General features: G+C 67.5%; 15 protein-coding genes. 7 read left to right on the top strand and 8 right to left on the bottom strand.

Annotated elements, in window-relative coordinates; all coding sequences use genetic code 11:
• Positions 1-128 precede the first annotated feature (128 nt).
• The 5 genes from IM543_12280 to dctP all read left to right on the top strand — a co-directional run bounded on the left by IM543_12280 (position 129) and on the right by dctP (position 3,198).
• Positions 129-515: a hypothetical protein gene (locus IM543_12280; GenBank protein ID QOY92416.1), complete on the top strand. Its 387-nt coding sequence runs from the start codon at positions 129-131 to the stop codon at positions 513-515.
• A complete protein-coding gene (locus IM543_12275) occupies positions 512-715 on the top strand; it encodes a helix-turn-helix transcriptional regulator (protein ID QOY92415.1) in 204 nt (67 codons plus the stop codon). Before IM543_12280 ends, IM543_12275 begins: the two co-directional genes overlap by 4 nt.
• Positions 712-1,695, top strand: a complete 984-nt coding sequence (locus tag IM543_12270; protein QOY92414.1) for an alpha/beta hydrolase — start codon at positions 712-714, stop codon at positions 1,693-1,695. Before IM543_12275 ends, IM543_12270 begins: the two co-directional genes overlap by 4 nt.
• Positions 1,696-1,711: 16 nt before the next feature.
• On the top strand, positions 1,712-1,942 hold the full coding sequence (locus tag IM543_12265) for a hypothetical protein (protein ID QOY92413.1): 231 nt from the start codon (positions 1,712-1,714) through the stop codon (positions 1,940-1,942).
• A gap of 287 nt (positions 1,943-2,229) precedes the next feature.
• A complete protein-coding gene (gene dctP, locus IM543_12260) occupies positions 2,230-3,198 on the top strand; it encodes a TRAP transporter substrate-binding protein DctP (protein ID QOY96653.1) in 969 nt (322 codons plus the stop codon).
• A gap of 56 nt (positions 3,199-3,254) precedes the next feature.
• Here dctP and moaD read toward each other — a convergent pair whose 3' ends face one another.
• From moaD to IM543_12230, 6 genes are all read right to left on the bottom strand, one after another.
• Complete coding sequence (moaD, locus tag IM543_12255) at positions 3,255-3,512, bottom strand: molybdopterin converting factor subunit 1 (GenBank protein QOY92412.1); 258 nt, start codon at positions 3,510-3,512, stop codon at positions 3,255-3,257.
• 7 nt (positions 3,513-3,519) lie between these two features.
• Complete coding sequence (locus IM543_12250; GenBank protein ID QOY92411.1) at positions 3,520-4,752, bottom strand: molybdopterin molybdotransferase MoeA; 1,233 nt, start codon at positions 4,750-4,752, stop codon at positions 3,520-3,522.
• Positions 4,753-4,775: 23 nt separating this feature from the next.
• On the bottom strand, positions 4,776-6,251 hold the full coding sequence (locus IM543_12245; GenBank protein QOY92410.1) for a threonine synthase: 1,476 nt from the start codon (positions 6,249-6,251) through the stop codon (positions 4,776-4,778).
• A gap of 120 nt (positions 6,252-6,371) precedes the next feature.
• Positions 6,372-7,760 (bottom strand): L-serine ammonia-lyase, encoded by a 1,389-nt coding sequence (locus IM543_12240; protein QOY92409.1) that lies wholly within the window; start codon positions 7,758-7,760, stop codon positions 6,372-6,374.
• A gap of 57 nt (positions 7,761-7,817) precedes the next feature.
• Entirely contained in the window at positions 7,818-8,774 is a 957-nt protein-coding gene (locus tag IM543_12235) for an NAD-dependent epimerase/dehydratase family protein (protein QOY92408.1), read from the bottom strand.
• A gap of 33 nt (positions 8,775-8,807) precedes the next feature.
• The gene (locus IM543_12230) at positions 8,808-10,013 is read right to left on the bottom strand and encodes a glycine C-acetyltransferase (protein QOY92407.1); all 1,206 of its coding nucleotides are present in this window, start codon (positions 10,011-10,013) and stop codon (positions 8,808-8,810) included.
• Positions 10,014-10,194: 181 nt separating this feature from the next.
• On the opposite strand from IM543_12230, the gene IM543_12225 reads away from it, so the two are divergent.
• Entirely contained in the window at positions 10,195-10,770 is a 576-nt protein-coding gene (locus IM543_12225) for a helix-turn-helix transcriptional regulator (GenBank protein QOY92406.1), read from the top strand.
• A 142-nt stretch (positions 10,771-10,912) separates the two neighbouring features.
• On the top strand, positions 10,913-13,225 hold the full coding sequence (locus IM543_12220; protein QOY92405.1) for an EAL domain-containing protein: 2,313 nt from the start codon (positions 10,913-10,915) through the stop codon (positions 13,223-13,225).
• Here IM543_12220 and IM543_12215 read toward each other — a convergent pair.
• Positions 13,198-15,363, bottom strand: coding sequence for a S9 family peptidase (locus tag IM543_12215; GenBank protein ID QOY92404.1), 2,166 nt, complete (start codon positions 15,361-15,363; stop codon positions 13,198-13,200). The genes IM543_12220 and IM543_12215 overlap by 28 nt on opposite strands.
• Positions 15,364-15,556: 193 nt before the next feature.
• The gene (locus IM543_12210) at positions 15,557-16,996 is read right to left on the bottom strand and encodes an SEL1-like repeat protein (GenBank protein ID QOY92403.1); all 1,440 of its coding nucleotides are present in this window, start codon (positions 16,994-16,996) and stop codon (positions 15,557-15,559) included.
• Between the last annotated feature and the right edge of the window lie 68 nt (positions 16,997-17,064).

Genomic DNA, 17,064 nt, shown 5'->3' with positions numbered 1-17,064 from the left:
CGGGAAGGAGCGGCATTGTAGTCGAGTTTGCGCCCTGCATAAAAATGCAGGGACGATGTAAAGGGAGCTTGACATGTCTAGTTTCCTTGACTACGATGTCAAGCATACTTTACTTCACGGAGGATGTCATGCACGAAAAACGGGTCGGCAAGGCGTACATGCGCGAGCTGATGGGCGCGCTGGCGCTGTACACGGTGCTGCTGCTCGCCGCCATCCGCTGGGGGCGTCCGATGGGCGAGGGCCTGGGGCGCACCCTGGTCTTGCTGTCGCCGATGATCGGCTTTGCGCTGGCGCTGTGGGCCATCGCGCGTCACTTCGGCCGGATCGACGAATACGTGCGCATGCGCCTGCTGGAAAACGTCGCCCTGGCCGCCGCCATCACCGCCGGCCTGACCTTCAGTTACGGGTTCCTCGAGACCGCCGGCTACCCGAAACTGTCGATGTTCGTCGTGTGGTGCGTGCTGTGCGGCGCCACCGCCCTGGTGCAACTGGTGCGCAAGCTGCTCGACCGATGAACAACCACATCAGAACCCTGCGCGCCGGGCGCGGGTGGAGCCAGGCCGAGCTGGCCGAGATGCTCGACGTGTCGCGCCAGAGCGTCAACGCGATCGAGACCGGCCGCTACGACCCGAGCCTGCCCCTTGCTTTCGCCATTTCCAGACTGTTCCAGTTACCGATCGAATCGATCTTCACCCCCGACCAGGAGCCAGCATGAAAGCGTCCTCGAAGTTCGCCGCGGCATTTGCCGCAGCATTTGCCTCAGTATTCGCCGCAGCCCTTCCCGGCGCCGCCCCGGCCTTCGCCGCCGAGGCGGCGCCGCAGGGTCAGGCCCGGCAGGCGCCCAACCGCTTCGCCGCCGCGCCCGCGCCCGCCGAACGCTTCGAGATCGGGGGCATGCTGGTCGAGCGCCACGGCAGCGGCGCGCGCGCCCTGGTCCTGATCCCGGGCCTGTCCACCGGCGGCTGGGTGTGGCAGCAGATGGTGCGCGACTTCGCACCGACCCACAGCGTGTACGTGGTCACCCTGCCCGGCTTCGACGGCCGTCCGGCCGTCGACGGCGACCCGTTCGAGGCCAGTCGCGCCGCGCTGGCCGGCTTGATCTCCGCGCGCAAGCTGGCCAAGCCGGTGCTGGTCGGGCACAGCCTCGGCGGCACCCTGGCGCTCGCCCTGGCCGAGCAGCTCCCGGAGCGCATCGGCGGCGTGGTCAGCATCGACGGCCTGCCGGTCATGCCGCGCACCGAGGACACGCCCCCGGCACAGCGCGCGGCGCTGGCCGAATCGATGCGCCAGCGCATGGCGGCCATGAACGGCGCGGCCTTCGCCGCCCAGCAGCAGCAATACATGCGCAGCATCGGCATGGTCGACATGGGCCGCGCCGACGATGCGGCGCGGCTGACCGCGCGCAGCGATCCGGCTGCCGTCGCCGCCTATGTCGGCGCGGTGCTGGCGCGCGACCTGCGCCCGCAGCTGTCCGCCATTCGCGCGCCGGTGCTGGTGCTGGCGCCCTATTACGCGCCCGACGCCGCGGCCCTGAACAACATGCGCGCAGCCGACAAGCTTGCGTATTATCGGGAGCTGATGGCGGGAACGCCGCGCCTGGAGGTCGAAGCGATCGACAAGGCCCGCCATTTCGCCATGATCGACCAGCCGGAGGCGGTGGCGGATGCCGTCCGCCGTTTCCTCGAGCAGCTGTAGACCCTGGGAGCATGCGATGCAAAGACTGATCTACTGGAGCGGCCAGTACCTGCTGGCGGCAAGCTCGATGTTCGCCCTCCTGGCGTCCGTCGACGTGTTCCTGCGCGGCGAAGCCTTCGCGACCGGCTGGCGCGAATCGCTGGCCTGGTCGGTGGTGTCGGCCGCCATCTTCATCGGCTCGCGCTACTACCGCGCCGAACGCGGCGCCCGGTGCGCGATGTGCCGGCATCCGGACCCGAAAGGATAATCAAGCCTCCTCCAGACTGCATCAAGACGGCGTCGGGGCGGCGGGCCCATACTCCCGCCCTGACGTTGGACTATGTGCCAAATCTATAAGATTCTGCTTGACAATAGATATGGCAGGAATATTCTTGTACCCGCTACAACGAACGATGGCCTCCCGCTCGACGAGGCGGCCACGATTCGCGAAGGCAGTCCGTTTCAACATCTTGGAGGATGTGTATGTCGGTAATGAACAGGACAGCGATGTCCCGTAGGACGATGCTGGGCGCAATCGCGACCAGCCCCCTCTGGATGCAGTCCGCATGGGCGCAGCCAGACAACCTGAAGATCTCTCACCAGTTCCCCAGCGGCAGCATCGCCGAAGGCGATTTCCGTGACCGCTTGTGCCGCATGTTCGCGGCCGACGTCGAACGGCGCACCCGCGGCGGACTGAAATTCACGATCTATCCCGACTCGCGCCTGATGGCCCCGAACGCCCAGATCGGGGCGCTGCGCAGCGGCGGCCTGGACCTGGCCCTGGTGCCGCTGTCGTATGCCGGCGCGGAAGCCCCGGAAGCGAACATCGGCCTGATGCCGGGCCTGGTCACCTCCTACGAGCAAGGCTACGCGTGGAAGAACGCCCCGGTCGGGCGCGAGCTGACCCGCATCCTGCTCGAGCAGGGCCTGGTGGTGGTGAGCTGGATCTGGCAGGCCGGCGGCGTCGCCTCGCGCGGCAAGCCGATCCTGCACCCCGAAGACGTGGCGGGGCTGAAGGTGCGCGGCGGTTCGCACGAGATGGACCGGCTGCTGGCGGACGCCGGCGCCACCGTGGTCAACATGCCGTCCAACGAGATCCAGGCGGCCATGAAGAGCGGCGCGCTCGACGCGGCCCTGACCTCGTCGACCTCGCTGATTTCGTTCCGCCTGCAGGAAGCGAGCCGCGCCCTGACCACGGCGCGCGGCGGCGCCTACTGGTTCATGTTCGAGCCCCTGATGATGTCGCGCACCGTGTTCGACCGCATGAGCAAGCCACAGCAGGCCGCGATCATGGCGGTCGGCGCCGGGCTGGAAGCCTTCGCGCTGAACGCCGCCCGTGCGGACGACGCCAACGTGGCCGCCCTGTACCGGTCGACCGGCGCCCAGATTGTCGACATGAACGGCGACGCCCTGCGCCAGTGGCAGGCACTCGCGCGCACCAGCGCCTGGCGCGAGTACGGCGAACGCAGCGCCAACTGCGCCAGGCTGCTGGAACTGGCCGAGCAGTCGATCGCGATGATCTGAACGCGCTGCCCGCGGCGGTGATCGGGTCCGGCGGCCAGGCTCTCCCGCCGCCGGCCCTAGCCGCCCGTCACGGGCGGAAAGAAGGCCACCTCGACACCATCGCTCACCTCGGTGTCGGGCCCGCACATCACCTGCCGGCAGGCCGTGCGCACGGCGCGCTCCGGGCCCAGCGCCTCGGCCCACGCGCCGCCGCGGGCGACCAGCGCTGCGCGCACCGCGGCCACCGTCGTCACGTCTTCCGGCAACGCCAGGCTTTCCTGTCCGGTGCCGACCTGTTCGCGCACCGAGGCGAAATAGCGCAATGTAATCTTCATGGCAATCCTAATGCTGGAGTTCGGCGAAGGGAATGAAGCGCACCAGATCGCCTTCCTGGATGGGCTGACCCGGCGGATTGTCGACCAGCCCATCGCCCCAGACCGTCGAGGTCAGCACGCCCGAGCCCTGGTTCGGGAACAGGTCGAGCCCACCGTCCGCGTTGACCCGCACGCGCAGGAACTCGTTGCGGCGGTCGGCCTTCGGCAAGGCGAAGTCGGCGCGCATCATGTAGGCGCGCGGCGCCAGCTGGCCGCGCGCGCCCTGCAGGCGCAGCAGGAAAGGCCGCACGAACAGCAGGAAGGTGACGAAGCTCGACACCGGATTGCCCGGCAGGCCGATGAAGAACGCGGAGCCGCTCATGTGCTCGACTGCGTGTCCCAGGTCGCGCCGGACTTCGCCGAAGGCCAGCGGCTTGCCCGGCTTGACCGCGATCTGCCACAGGTCCAGGCGCCCTTCGGCCTCGACCGCGGGCTTGATATGGTCTTCTTCGCCGACCGAGACGCCGCCCGAGGTGATGATCAGGTCGTGATCGCGGGCCGCCTCGCGCAGCGTGGCGCGGGTGGCGTCCAGGGAATCGGGCACGATGCCGTAGTCGGTGAACGCGCAGCCGAAGTTCTCCAGCAGGCCGCGCAAGGTGAAGCGGTTCGAGTTGTAGATGGCGCCCGGCGCCAGCGGCTCGCCCGGCATGGCCAGCTCGTCGCCGGTGAAGAACACCGCGACGCGCAGCCGGCGCGCCACCTTCAGCGTGGCCAGGCCCACCGAGGCGGCCAGCCCCAGTTCCTGGCTGCGCAGGCGGGTGCCGGCCGGCAGGATCACCGCGCCGGCCGCGACATCCTCGCCGGTCCGGCGGATCCATTCGCCCGGACGCGGCGCATGGCGCACCGTGACGCTGTCGCCCAGCGCCTCGCACTGCTCCTGCATCACGACCGCATCGGCGCCCGGCGGAATCAGGGCGCCGGTGAAGATGCGGGCGGCGGTGCCGGGCGCCAGTGGCGCGCCGACACTGCCCGCCGGGATGCGCTGGGCCACGCGCAGGGTGGCGCCGCCGCTCGCGCAGTCCGCCGCGCGCACCGCGTAGCCGTCCATCTGGGTGTTGTCGGCGGAAGGCACGTCGATGCTGGCGCGCTGGTCTTCGGCCAGCACCCGGCCGTTCGCTTCCAGGGTCGGGACCGTTTCGACGTCCGTGACGGGGCGCGCCGCGTCGAGCAGTCGGGACAGCGCATCAGGCACGGAGAGCATCGGCGGCTTCATCGCGTGACCCTTCATAGTCCGGTGTGCTCCGCGATATAGGCCTTCATGGCGTCCACGTCGGGGCGCATGACGACGAAGCGCTGCGGCAGCGACTCGATGTCCTCGAAGCCGGCCGGACGCTCGGCGTCCGTGCCCAGCGCTTCCAGGATGGTCTCGTTGAACTTGGCGGCCAGCGCGGTTTCCAGCACGATCATCGGCACACCCGGCCGCATGTGTTCGCGTGCGACCTTGACGCCGTCGGCGGTGTGGGTGTCGATGGTGATGCCGTAGTCGTCGAACACGTCGCGGATGGTCGCCAGCCGATCCTGGTGGGTCGACTTGCCCGACGCGAAGCCGTACTGGCCCACCAGTTTCCACTCGTCGCCATCGCTGCCGGGCGCGCCCGACAGGTCGAAACCGCCATGGGTATCGACCTTGCGGAAGAGCAGACGGGTGCGCTCGGCGTCGCGGCCCACCAGCTCGTACACGAAGCGCTCGAAGTTCGAGGCCTTCGAGATGTCCATCGAGGGGCTGCTGGTGTGGTAGGTTTCAACAGGCTTGCGCACCCGGTACACGCCGGTGCGGAAGAATTCGTCGAGCACGTCGTTCTCGTTGGTGGCCGCCACCAGCTGGTCGATCGGCAGGCCCATCATGCGGGCGATGTGGCCGGCGCAGATGTTGCCGAAGTTCCCCGACGGGACGGTGAACGAGACTTTCTGGGTGTTGTCCGTCGTGGCCGCCAGGTAGCCGCGGAAGTAGTACACCACCTGGGCCACGACGCGCGCCCAGTTGATCGAGTTGACGGTGCCGATCTTGTGGCGGGCCTTGAACGCCAGGTCGTTCGAGACCGCCTTGACCAGGTCCTGGCAGTCGTCGAATACGCCTTCGACGGCGATGTTGAAGATGTTCGGGTCCTGCAGGCTGAACATCTGCGCGGTCTGGAAGGCGCTCATCTTCTTGTGCGGCGACAGCATGAACACGCGCACGCCGCGCTTGCCGCGCATCGCGTATTCGGCGGCGCTGCCGGTATCGCCCGAGGTGGCGCCGAAGATGTTCAGGGCGTCGTCGTTCTTCGCCAGCGCGTACTCGAACAGGTTGCCGAGCAACTGCATGGCCATGTCCTTGAAGGCCAGGGTCGGACCGTTCGACAGGGCCTGCAGGATCAGCTTGCCTCCTTCGTTCTCTTCGAGGACGCGCAGCGGGGTGATGTCGGCCGCCGCTTCGCCCGCGCGGGCGTTGCGGTAGACGTCAAGCGTGTAGGTCTTCGCGCACAGGGCGCGCAGGTCCTCGTCCGGGATGTCGGTGGCAAACTTGCGCAGGATTTCATAGGCCAGATCGGCATAGGAGAGCGTGCGCCAGGCGTCGAGTTCGGCGCCGCTGACCTGCGGGTATTGTTCCGGCAGATACAGGCCGCCGTCCGGGGCCAGGCCCGCCAGCAGGATGTCGGAAAAACGCTGGGGATTGCGTGCTGCGGACGCGCTCGTCGCGCGGGTGGAGACGTAATGCATACGGGTAGAGATCCGGTTGGGGCCAAAGTTGAACTTTTATTATAGCTCCCGAAGCGGATTGTATGCTGTGGTGTAAAAAAACGAGGGGCCGGGAAGCGCATGGCTCCCGGCCGGGTCCACTCAGCAGGCGGCGTGGTTGACGGTGACCACGTGGACAGCCAGTCCGCCCAGCGAGGTCTCCTTGTACTTCACCTGCATGTCGGCCCCGGTCTGGCGCATGGTCTCGATCACGTTGTCGAGGCTGACGAAGTGGGTGCCGTCGCCCTTGATCGCCAGCGAGGCCGCGGTGATCGCCTTGATCGCGCCCATGCCATTGCGCTCGATGCAGGGGATCTGCACCAGGCCGCCGATCGGGTCGCAGGTCATGCCGAGATGGTGCTCGATGCCGATCTCCGCCGCGTTCTCGATGCGCTCGTTGGAGCCGCCCAGTGCCGCCACCAGCCCGGCCGCCGCCATCGCGCAGGCCACCCCGACCTCGCCCTGGCAGCCGACCTCGGCGCCCGAGATCGAGGCGTTCTTCTTGCACAGCATGCCGATCGCGGCCGAGCTCAGGAGGAAGTCGCGAATGCCTTTTGCCGGGTCGCTCGGGCGGCAATCCTCCGCGTAGTAGCGCAGCACCGCCGGGATGATTCCCGCCGCGCCATTGGTCGGCGCCGTCACCACGCGCCCGCCGGCGGCGTTTTCTTCGTTCACGGCCATCGCATACAAGGTCACATGGTGCGTCGCATCATGCGGCAGCTCGTTGACGCGCTTGCCTTCGACGCAGTGCGCCTGCTTCCACAGCTTGGCGGCGCGGCGCTTGACGTTCAGGCCGCCCGGCAGCTGGCCGTCGGTGGCCAAGCCGTGGGCGATACAGTCGCGCATGACCTGCCAGATGCGGTCCAGGCCCGCGTCCAGCTCCGCCTCGCTCATGCGCGCCAGCTCGTTCGCGCGCAGCATGTGGGGAATCGAGAGGCCGTGCTCGCGGCCCTGCGCCAGCAATTCGCTCATGGTGCTGAACGGGTAAGGCACCTGCACCGAGGGCGCCTCGAGCGCGCGCTGCTGGCTCTCGCCGGCCGCGGTGATGAAGCCGCCGCCCACCGAGTAATAGATGCGCTCGATGATGCTGCCATCGCGCAGCTGCAGCACGAACTTCATGCCGTTCGGATGCTCCGGCAGGGTCGACTGCTTGTGCCACACCAGGCCGCTGCGGTACTGGAAGGGCACTTCCTGCGTGCCCAGCAGCTTCAGGCTGCCGTCCATCTCGGCTTCGGCCAGCCTGTCCTCGACGGTATCCGGATCGACGTCCTGTGGGGTTTCGCCCATCAGGCCCAGGATCACCGCCTTGTCGGTCGCGTGGCCGACGCCGGTCAGGGCCAGCGAACCGTACAGGTGCGCCTCGACACCGACCGCTTCGTCCAGCGCGCCGCACTCCAGCAGAAAGCGGCGCGCCGCCACCATCGGTCCCACGGTGTGGGAGCTCGACGGCCCGATACCGATCTTGAACAGATCAAAAACGCTCATGTCCATCGTTGTCTCGACTATTCTGGTTTTTTATTGTGTGTTGATGGGTACGGCGGGGCGAACTCAGGCTGCCACGCCCACGTCGATATTCTTCAGCATGCTGTCGACCATCTCGTCCAGCTTGACGCGCGCCTGCCAGCCCCAGTCCGCGCTGGCGCGGCTGTCGTCCAGGCTCTTCGGCCACGAGTCGGCGATCTGCTGGCGGCTGTCCGGCTTGTAGGCGATCTCGAATTCCGGCACCGCCTTCTGGATGGCGGCGGCCAGTTCGCGCGGGTTGAAGGACACGCCGGCCACGTTGTACGAGGAACGGATCGCGACCTTATCGGCGGGCGCGTCCATCAGTTCGATGGTGGCGCGGATCGCGTCCGGCATGTAGATCATCGGCAGCGTGGTTTCCGGGCCCAGGAAGCATTCGTAGGTCTCGCCCTTGAGCGCCGAGTGGAAGATGGCGATCGCGTAGTCGGTGGTGCCGCCGCCCGGAGGCGACTTGAAGCTGATGATGCCCGGGTAGCGGATCGAGCGCACATCCACGCCATACTTGCTGTGGTAGTACTCGCACAGGCGCTCGCCGGCCAGCTTGCTGATGCCGTAGATGGTGGTCGGATCCATGACCGTGTACTGCGCCGTGTTCTCGGCCGGGGTGTTCGGACCGAAGGCGGCGATCGACGAGGGCCAGAACACCTTCAGCGGCTTGCCGGCCTCGAGACGCTCGCGCGCCACCTCGAGGATGTTCAGCAGGCCATCCATGTTCAGGGTCCAGGCCTTGAGCGGCGCCTTTTCGCCGGTGGCCGACAACAGGGCGGCCAGCTGGTAGACCTGGGTGATGCCCTCGGCATCGATCAGTTGCGCGAGGCGATCCTTGTCCAGCACGTCGAGCTGGGTGTAGCGCGCGGCGCCGTAGACGTTGTTGGCGCCGATGTCCGAGGCCAGCACATTGTCCTGGCCGTGCTGCGCCGCCAGGGCGGTGACCAGCTCGCTGCCGATCTGGCCGTTGGCGCCGATGATGAGGATGCGTTCCATGTGTGTTCCGATCTTTCTTGTTATTCGATTCGATTAGGTGTTCTTCAGGATGCCCAGCTCGCGGCCGGCCTGCTCGAAGGCGCGCAGCACGGTGTCGAGCTGTTCGCGGGTGTGGGCGGCCGACAGCTGGACACGGACGCGTGCCTGGCCCATCGGCACCACCGGATAGAAGAAGCCCGACAGCAGTACGCCCAGTTCGAACATGCGGGCAGCGAATTTCTGGGCGACCGGCGCCTCGAACAGCATCACCGGCACCACCGGGTGGGTGCCCGGCTTGATGGTGAAGCCGATCCGCTCGATCTCCTGGCGGAAGTAGGCGGTGTTCTCCATCAGGCGGTCGCGCAGCTCGGTCGAGGCCGAGATGCGGTCCAGCACCGCCAGGCTGGCGCCGGCGATCATCGGCGCCAGGGTGTTCGAGAACAGGTAGGGACGCGACTTCTGGCGCAGGGTCTCGATGACTTCGCGGCGGCCCGAGGTGAAGCCGCCCATGGCGCCGCCCAGGGCCTTGCCCAGGGTGCCGGTGATGATGTCGATCTTGCCCATCACGCCGCAGTGCTCGTGGGTGCCGCGCCCGGTCTTGCCCATGAAGCCCGAGGCGTGCGACTCGTCGATCATGGTCAGGGCGCCGTATTGCTCGGCCAGCGCGACGATCTTGTCGAGCTGGGCGATGGTGCCGTCCATCGAGAACACGCCGTCGGTGACGATGATCTTGTGGCGCTTGCCGGCGTCACGTGCGGCGATCAGCTGCTTTTCCAGGTCGGCCATGTCGTTGTTGGCGTAGCGGTAGCGCGCGGCCTTGCACAGGCGTACGCCGTCGATGATCGAGGCGTGGTTCAGGGCGTCGGAGATGATCGCGTCGTTCTCGTCGAACAGCGGCTCGAACACGCCGCCGTTGGCATCGAAAGCCGCGGCGTACAGGATCGTGTCCTCGGTGCCGAGGAAGCTGGAGAGCTTCTGCTCCAGTTGCTTGTGCACGGTCTGGGTGCCGCAGATGAAACGCACCGACGACAGGCCGTAGCCGTATTTTTCCAGCGCCGCGGCCGCGGCCGTTGACGTCTGCTCGTCGCCGGACAGGCCCAGGTAGTTGTTGGCGCACATATTGATGAGCGTGCGGCCGTCCTGCGCGGTGACGATCGCGCCCTGGCGCGACGTGAGCACGCGCTCGGGCTTGAACAGTCCTTCGCTGCGCAGCGTCTCGAGTTTCGAATGGAGGCCGCTATAGAATGCTTGGTCGCTCATGTGTCCCTACTCCCTGGTGGTCTGGTCCAAGCATCGTGGCTTGACCGGCGGTTGGCGAATGTCGTATCGTTGGACTCGTTCGATTCATGAAACCGTGTTCGCTATGTCGAACGAAAATTCAATATATTGAATCTTACCCCCAGCTAATGAACTTGGCAAGCCGCAGGGCCTTACTTAAGCAATGACCAAAACTCTAACAAATAATGCCCCGCCCGAAGTTGGCGCCACGCTACAGCGCCTGCGTCTGGCGCGCGGCCTGACGCTGGAAGATCTGTCGCGTATCGCGGGGGTGTCCAAGTCGATGCTATCCCAGATCGAGCGCGAGAAGGCCAATCCGACCATCGCCATCACCTGGCGCCTGGCGAATGCGCTGGGCGTCGAGATCGGCGAACTGCTGTCGTCCGAAGTCCGGGCGGTGGAGCTGATCCGCGTGCTGGACGCACACGAGACCCCGACCCTGCCCGGCGCCCACGCCGGCTACTCGCTGCGCATCCTGGGGCCGATGGACCTGGCCGGCAAGTACGAGTGGTACGAACTGACGCTGGCGCCCGGAGGGGAACTGAAATCGCAGGCCCATGATCCGGGCACGAGCGAGCACCTGACGGTCATCAGCGGCGCGATCGAGCTCGAAGTCGGCAGCGAGCGGCGCCGCGTCAAGCATGGCGCCACGGCGCGCTATCCGGCCGACGTGGCGCACGCGATCCGCAATGCCGGCAAGGTGGAGGCCAGAGCCCTGATGGTGGTGGTACACCGCTGAGCGTCACCGGCGCCGCCCATCTGTCAGGTAAAAACAACAAGCCACACAAAGCCTGTGACAATTCTCCTTGGGAAACTTATCATTCCCAATTGAAAGTTTCAGTGGCACTGACCGTTCTGGTGCTGCCCACCGCATCCACCTCATGAACACTGTCAACGATCTCGCCGGGTGGCGCCAGCGCATTTTTTCATCCCTGCTGGCAGTCGTCCTGGTGGTCGGGGTGCTGGCCACCATCCCCCTGCTTCCTTACCTGATCGACCAGGGCATGTGGCCAGTCGTGGTGGCCGATATCGTCGCACTGGTATGGATCTTCGTCATCTGGCGCCTCGATCACATCGCCTACACGACCCGGGTGCTGAATTTCCTGGGCGTAGTCTACGCGCTCTCGATCATCCTGATGCTCTCGGTCGGCGCGGCCAGCCTCAGCTACCTGCTGGGGCCGCCGGTCATCGCGGCGGTCATGCTGAATACGCGTCCCGCCATGCTGGCGCTCGCTCTCGGTGTCGCCACCCTGCTTGCGCTGGCCGGAACCGGCCAGGTCAGCCTCGCCGTGCCCGGACTCGAGCAACAGCCGTTCAAGGGCGCGCTGGTGGCGACCATGAACATGGCCGGCCTCGGGACGATGCTGGTGCTGACCTGCAGCACCCTGGTCAAGGGCCTGTCGCGCTCGCTCACGGATGCGCGCGGAACCGCCGCTTCCCTCGCGCTCAGCGAAGCCAGTCTGCGGGAACTCAACAGCGAACTCGAACTGACCTCGGCGGCCGTGTCGCGCCTGAACGACCTCGTGGTCATCGCGCGCGCGGTGGGCGGCGACGCACCGACCCAGCCGATCACCTTCGCCAACGATGCCTTTTTGCGGCGCACCGGCTACGCGCGCAGCGAGATTGTCGGGCGCGGCCTGCGCACGCTGCTGGGCCCGGACAGCGAGCAGGCGGCGATCGAGAAGATCGATGCGGCCATGGCGCAGGTCCAGCCGTGCACCGCGGAACTGGTCGTCTATGCCAAGGACGAATCGCCGTTCTGGATCGAGCTCGACATGGTGCCGTTCTCGCGCAAGGGCGAGCGCGCCAGTCACTGGGTCGTGGTCGGGCGCGACATCACCGAGCGCCGCAACGCCGCCGACGCGATTCACCGGCTGGCCTACTACGACGTGCTGACCGGCCTGCCGAACCGTCGCCTGCTGATGGAGCGGCTGGCGAGCATGGTCGATACGGCGCACGCCGGACGCGGGCTCGGCGCAGTGTTGTACATCGACCTCGACGACTTCAAGAAGGTCAACGATGCGCGCGGCCACGCCACCGGCGACGCCCTGCTGGAACTGGTCGGCACGCGCCTGGCGCGCGTCGCGCGCGCGCACGATACCGTGGCGCGGCTCGGCGGTGACGAATTCGTCGTGCTGCTGGCCGGCCTCGGCACGGATGCGCCGGCGGCCACGCGCCACGCGCTGGCGCTGGCGCACGACCTGCGCGAGACGCTGACCAGGGCGGTCGAGATCGATGGGCAGACCTATTATGTATCGTCGAGCATCGGCATCGCGCTGCCCCTGCGTGCCGGCCAGACCGCGCCGGACCTGCTGCGCGAAGCCGACACCGCCATGTACCGTGCCAAGGCCGATGGCCGCAACGGCGTGGCGCTGTTCGAGACGTCGATGCTGGCCGTCGCCCAGCGCAAACTGGCGCTCGAACGCGACCTGGCGCTGGCGCTGGAAAATGGCGCGCTGGCGGTCCACCTGCAGTTGCAGGTGGACCACCGTGCAATGCCGTCGGGAGCGGAGGTGCTGCTGCGCTGGCAGCGCGCGGACGGCAGCTTCGTTGCGCCCGACGTGTTCATTCCGGTCGCCGAATCCAGCGGCCTGATCGTCCCGCTGGGGCGCTGGGTGCTGCGCGAGGCCTGCCGCGCCTGGCGTGTCCTGGATGCGGCAGGCCATGCGCTGCCGCTGTCCGTGAACGTCAGCCCGCTGCAGTTCAACCAGCCCGACTTCGTGGAGGATGTGCGCGCCGTGCTGCACGAGACCGGCGCGCCGCCGCAGCAGTTCATTTTCGAAGTGACCGAAGGCCTGCTGATCACGGACGTCGGCCAGACCATCGACCGCATGCGCGAACTCGCGGCGCTCGGCATCCGCTTCTCGATCGACGACTTCGGCACCGGCTACTCGAATCTCGCCTATCTGAAGAAGATGCCCCTGTATGAGTTAAAGATCGACAAGAGCTTCATGCGCGACACCCCGAACGACGCCAACGGCACCGCGATCGTGCAGTCGATCCTGGCGATGGCGAACCACCTTGGCTTGCGGGTGGTCGCCGAAGGTATCGAACAACCGGAACAGGCGCGCTTTCTGGCGGAACACGGCCAGCCCTGCATGCAAGGCTACCTGTTCCACCGGCCGGTGCCGCTCGGGCAACTGCTCGAGCGGCTGGCCGGCGCGCCTCAGGGCCTGGCGGCCTTCGCCGGCTGATCCATCTCCAGCTCGCGCGCCAGGAAGCCCCAGCGATCCGCCACTTCCTCGATCAGCTTGGTGGTCGGCTTGCCCGCGCCGTGGCCCGCCTTGGTGTCGATGCGGATCAGGATCGGGGCGGCGCCGGCCTGCGCCGCCTGGGCCGCCGCCGCGAACTTGAAGCTGTGTGCCGGGACCACACGGTCGTCGTGGTCGGCCGTGCTCACCATGGTGGCCGGATAGCAGGTGCCGGCCTTCAGGTTGTGCAGCGGCGAATACTTGACCAGGGCCTTGAACTCGTCCGGATTCTCCGACGAACCGTAGTCCGAGGTCCAGGCCCAGCCGATTGTGAACTTGTGGAAGCGTAGCATGTCCATGACGCCCACGGCGGGCAGCGCCGCGGCGAACAGCTCCGGACGCTGGGTCATGGCCGCGCCCACCAGCAGGCCGCCGTTGGAGCCGCCGCCGATCGCCAGCTTGCGCGGCGAGCTCACCTTGTTCGCCACCAGCCATTCGGCAGCGCCGATGAAGTCGTCGAACACGTTCTGCTTCCGCAGCTTGGTGCCGGCCTGGTGCCAGGCTTCGCCGTATTCGCCGCCGCCGCGCAGGTTGGCCACCACGTAGACGCCGCCCATCTCCATCCAGGCCAGGTTGGCCGGCGAGAAGCTCGGGGTCAGCGCGATGTTGAAGCCGCCGTAGCCGTACAGGTAGGTCGGGTTCTGGCCGTCCAGGGTCAAGCCTTTCTTCGACACGATGAACATCGGGACCCTGGTGCCGTCCTTGCTGGTGAAGAACTGCTGGCGGGTTTCGTAGTTTGCCGGGTCGAAGTCCACCTTCGGCTGGCGGAACACGGTGCTCTGGCCGGTCTCCAGGTTCAGGCGGTAGATGGTGGTCGGGGTGGTGAAGCCGGTGAAGGAGTAGAAGGTTTCGGCTTCATTGCGCTTGCCCGACAGGCCGCCCACGGTGCCGATGCCGGGCAGTTTCACTTCGCGCACGGGTTTGCCCTTCAGGTCGTGCACGCGCACGACGCTCCTGGCGTCCTTCAGGTACTCGAGCACGAGCTGGTCGTTGATGATGTCGGCGCCGGCCAGGGTGTCGCCGCTTTCGGCGACGATCTCCTTCCAGTTGGCTTCAAGCGGCTTGTCCACGTCGATCGCGACGATGCGCTTCTTCGGGGCCTTGCGGTCGGTGCTGAAGTAGAACACGCTGCCGATGTTGTCGATGAACTCGTAACCCGCGTCGAAGTTGTCGATCAGGTCGACCACCTTGGCATCGGGCCTGGACAGGTCCTTGTACGAAATGCGGTACTTCGGCGCGGTGCCTTTCGTGGTGGTGATGATCAGGTAGCGGCCATCGTCGGTGGTGCTGGCGCCGAAGCCCCATTCCTTCTGGTCCGGACGGTCGTACACCAGGGTGTCGGCGCTTTGCGGGGTGCCGATGCGGTGGTAGTACAGCTTCTGGAAGTAGTTCACGTCGGCCAGCTTGGTCGCTTCCTTCGGCTCGTCGTAGCGGCTGTAGAAGAAGCCCTTGCCGTCCTTGGTCCAGGCGGTGCTCGAGAACTTGACCCACTTGATGTGGTCCGGGAGGTCCTTGCCGGTCTCGATGTCGCGCACGCGGATCTCGTTCCAGTCCGAGCCCGAGGCGGCGGTGCTGTAGGCCAGCAGCTTGCCGTCCGGGCTGACTTCCATGCCGGCCAGGGCCACGGTGCCATCAACGGACATGGTGTTCGGGTCGAGCAGCACACGCGGCTGGCCGCCCAGGTCTTTCAGGGTGTACAGCACCGACTGGTTCTGCAGGCCGTCGTTGCGGGTGTAGAAGTAACGCCCGCCTTCCTTGCCCGGCACGCTGTAACGCTCGTAGTTCCACAACTGCGTCAGGCGCTCGCGGATCGCGGCGCGCTGCGGGATCTGGGCCAGGTAGGCCTGGGTCACCTGGTTCTGGGCGGTCACCCATTCCTTGGTCGCGGCGCTGTTCGCGTCCTCGAGCCAGCGATAGGGGTCGGCCACCGTGGTGCCGTGGTAGTTGTCGGTCTGGTCGACCTTCTTCGATACCGGGTAGGTGAGCGAAGGTCCGTTAGCCGGGCAGCTTTGTGCCAGCGCCGTGTTGGCGCCGAAGGCTGCGGCCAGCAGGGCGACGAGCGTTGCGTGTCTCAGGGTCATGTCGTTCTCGTTCGTTGTAATGATGGATGCGTCATGGGCGCGGTGTGCGCCGGCGGCCATCATAGCGCGAATTGCCGGGCTGGCAAATGCAGCGCGGCCCCGTCAATACGGAGAGGTGACGCGGGACGGCCGGCCTGCATTTGCGCCCCGGCCGGCCCCGCTGCGCCGGCATGGAGAACGACGGGTTCGCAGCCTAGGATGCCGAATCCTGGCGTGCCGCGCCCCGCCCCTGGGCCTGCCGCTGGCGCCGGGCCCGTACCCGGACGGCCAGCGCCCGCGCCCAGGGTCCGCCGCTTGCCCCCAGGCGCCTGGCGACGCCACTGCGCGCGCGGCGCTCTTCTTCCGTGCCAGGGCGGCCGTCTTGGCCGCCACTGGCGGCCAAGACCATCCACATGTAGGCGCGCAGCGGATCGCGCTCGACGCCGCGGCCGCTGCTCACCATGCCGCCCAGGTTGTACTGGGCCAATGCATGGCCCTGCTCGGCCGCCTGCCGGTACCAGTAGGTGGCGAGCATGTCGTCGGGGGGCACACCCTGGCCGTTGGCGTACAGGACGCCGAGGTTGTTCTGGGCGCTGGCGTCGCCCTGCTGGGCCGCGCGCCGGTACCATTCGGCGGCGCGGGCCTCGTCGCGCGGGACGCCGTCGCCCTTGGCATACATGACGCCCAGGCTGAACTGGGCGTTGGCCGCGCCCCCCTCGGCGGCGCGCAGGTAGCATTCGAGCGCGCGCGCGGGGTCGGGGCCGCTGCCGGACCCGACCCCGCGCCCGGTGGTGTACATGACGCCGGCGCAGTACTGTGCCTGGACATGTCCGCGCGCCGCGGCGCGCAGGAACCACTCGAGGGCGCGCTCGTCGTCGCCGGAGCCATGACCGGCTGCCAGCAGCGTGCCCAGCGCATACTGGGCCTCGGTGTCGTCCTGCACGGCGGCGCGCTGCAGCCAGGCGACGGCGCGCGCCGGGTCCGCCGGCACGCCCTGCCCGTTGGCATAGGCCAGGCCGAGAAAGCGCTGCGCGGCCGCGATGCCCTGCGCCGCGGCCTCGCGGAACCAGCAGAGCGCCTGCGCGTCGTCGGCCTCGACACCGTCGCCGCGGCGGTACATGAGGGCGAGATTGAGCTGGGCGGGGCCGTGGCCCTGGCGCGCGGCCTTGCGGAACCAGGCCATGGCCAGCGGATGGCTGACCGGCGCGCCCACGCCCAGCAGGTAGCATTCGCCGAGCAGGTTCTGGGCGCTGGCCAGCCCCTGTTCGGCGGCCCGGTAGAACCAGCCGAAGGCGGCCTCGTGCGACTGCGGCACGCCACGCCCCTTGCGGTAGAGCTGGCCCAGGTTCTGCTGGGCGGCCGGATCGCCCTGGGTGGCGGCGCGGCCGAACCAGCGCGCCGCCAGTTCGTCGCTGCGCGGCGCGCCGCGGCCGTTGCAGTACATGGCGCCGAGATGGTTCTGGGCGGCGGCCAGGCCCTTGCGGGCCGCCCGCTGCATCCATTTGAAGGCGCGCACCTCGTCGCGCTCGACGGCCTCGCCGTGTTTGTAGAGCAGCCCGAGGTTGAACTGTGCGTAGGGATCGCCGCGTTCGGCGGCGGGCAGGAACCACTGGAAGACTTCGACCCCATCACGGGCAGCATTCTGGCGATTCATTCCTACCCCCTCGCGGCCCACGGCAGCATTCGACAAGGCGGGCGCAGGATCGCCCGCCGTTGTTAAAA

It is taken from the genome of Massilia sp. UMI-21 (assembly GCA_015277795.1).
Taxonomy (GTDB): Bacteria; Pseudomonadota; Gammaproteobacteria; order Burkholderiales; family Burkholderiaceae_D; genus Telluria.
Note: the sequence above shows the minus strand (reverse complement) of the source record. Positions and strands in the feature narration are given on the sequence as shown.

Coding starts and splice junctions, on each gene's coding strand:
- IM543_12280 (QOY92416.1), top strand. CDS start 129: ATGCACGAAAAACGGGTCGGCAAGGCGTACATGCGCGAGCTGATGGGC.
- IM543_12275 (QOY92415.1), top strand. CDS start 512: ATGAACAACCACATCAGAACCCTGCGCGCCGGGCGCGGGTGGAGCCAG.
- IM543_12270 (QOY92414.1), top strand. CDS start 712: ATGAAAGCGTCCTCGAAGTTCGCCGCGGCATTTGCCGCAGCATTTGCC.
- IM543_12265 (QOY92413.1), top strand. CDS start 1,712: ATGCAAAGACTGATCTACTGGAGCGGCCAGTACCTGCTGGCGGCAAGC.
- dctP (QOY96653.1), top strand. CDS start 2,230: ATGCAGTCCGCATGGGCGCAGCCAGACAACCTGAAGATCTCTCACCAG.
- moaD (QOY92412.1), bottom strand. CDS start 3,512: ATGAAGATTACATTGCGCTATTTCGCCTCGGTGCGCGAACAGGTCGGC.
- IM543_12250 (QOY92411.1), bottom strand. CDS start 4,752: ATGCTCTCCGTGCCTGATGCGCTGTCCCGACTGCTCGACGCGGCGCGC.
- IM543_12245 (QOY92410.1), bottom strand. CDS start 6,251: ATGCATTACGTCTCCACCCGCGCGACGAGCGCGTCCGCAGCACGCAAT.
- IM543_12240 (QOY92409.1), bottom strand. CDS start 7,760: ATGGACATGAGCGTTTTTGATCTGTTCAAGATCGGTATCGGGCCGTCG.
- IM543_12235 (QOY92408.1), bottom strand. CDS start 8,774: ATGGAACGCATCCTCATCATCGGCGCCAACGGCCAGATCGGCAGCGAG.
- IM543_12230 (QOY92407.1), bottom strand. CDS start 10,013: ATGAGCGACCAAGCATTCTATAGCGGCCTCCATTCGAAACTCGAGACG.
- IM543_12225 (QOY92406.1), top strand. CDS start 10,195: ATGACCAAAACTCTAACAAATAATGCCCCGCCCGAAGTTGGCGCCACG.
- IM543_12220 (QOY92405.1), top strand. CDS start 10,913: ATGAACACTGTCAACGATCTCGCCGGGTGGCGCCAGCGCATTTTTTCA.
- IM543_12215 (QOY92404.1), bottom strand. CDS start 15,363: ATGACCCTGAGACACGCAACGCTCGTCGCCCTGCTGGCCGCAGCCTTC.
- IM543_12210 (QOY92403.1), bottom strand. CDS start 16,996: ATGAATCGCCAGAATGCTGCCCGTGATGGGGTCGAAGTCTTCCAGTGG.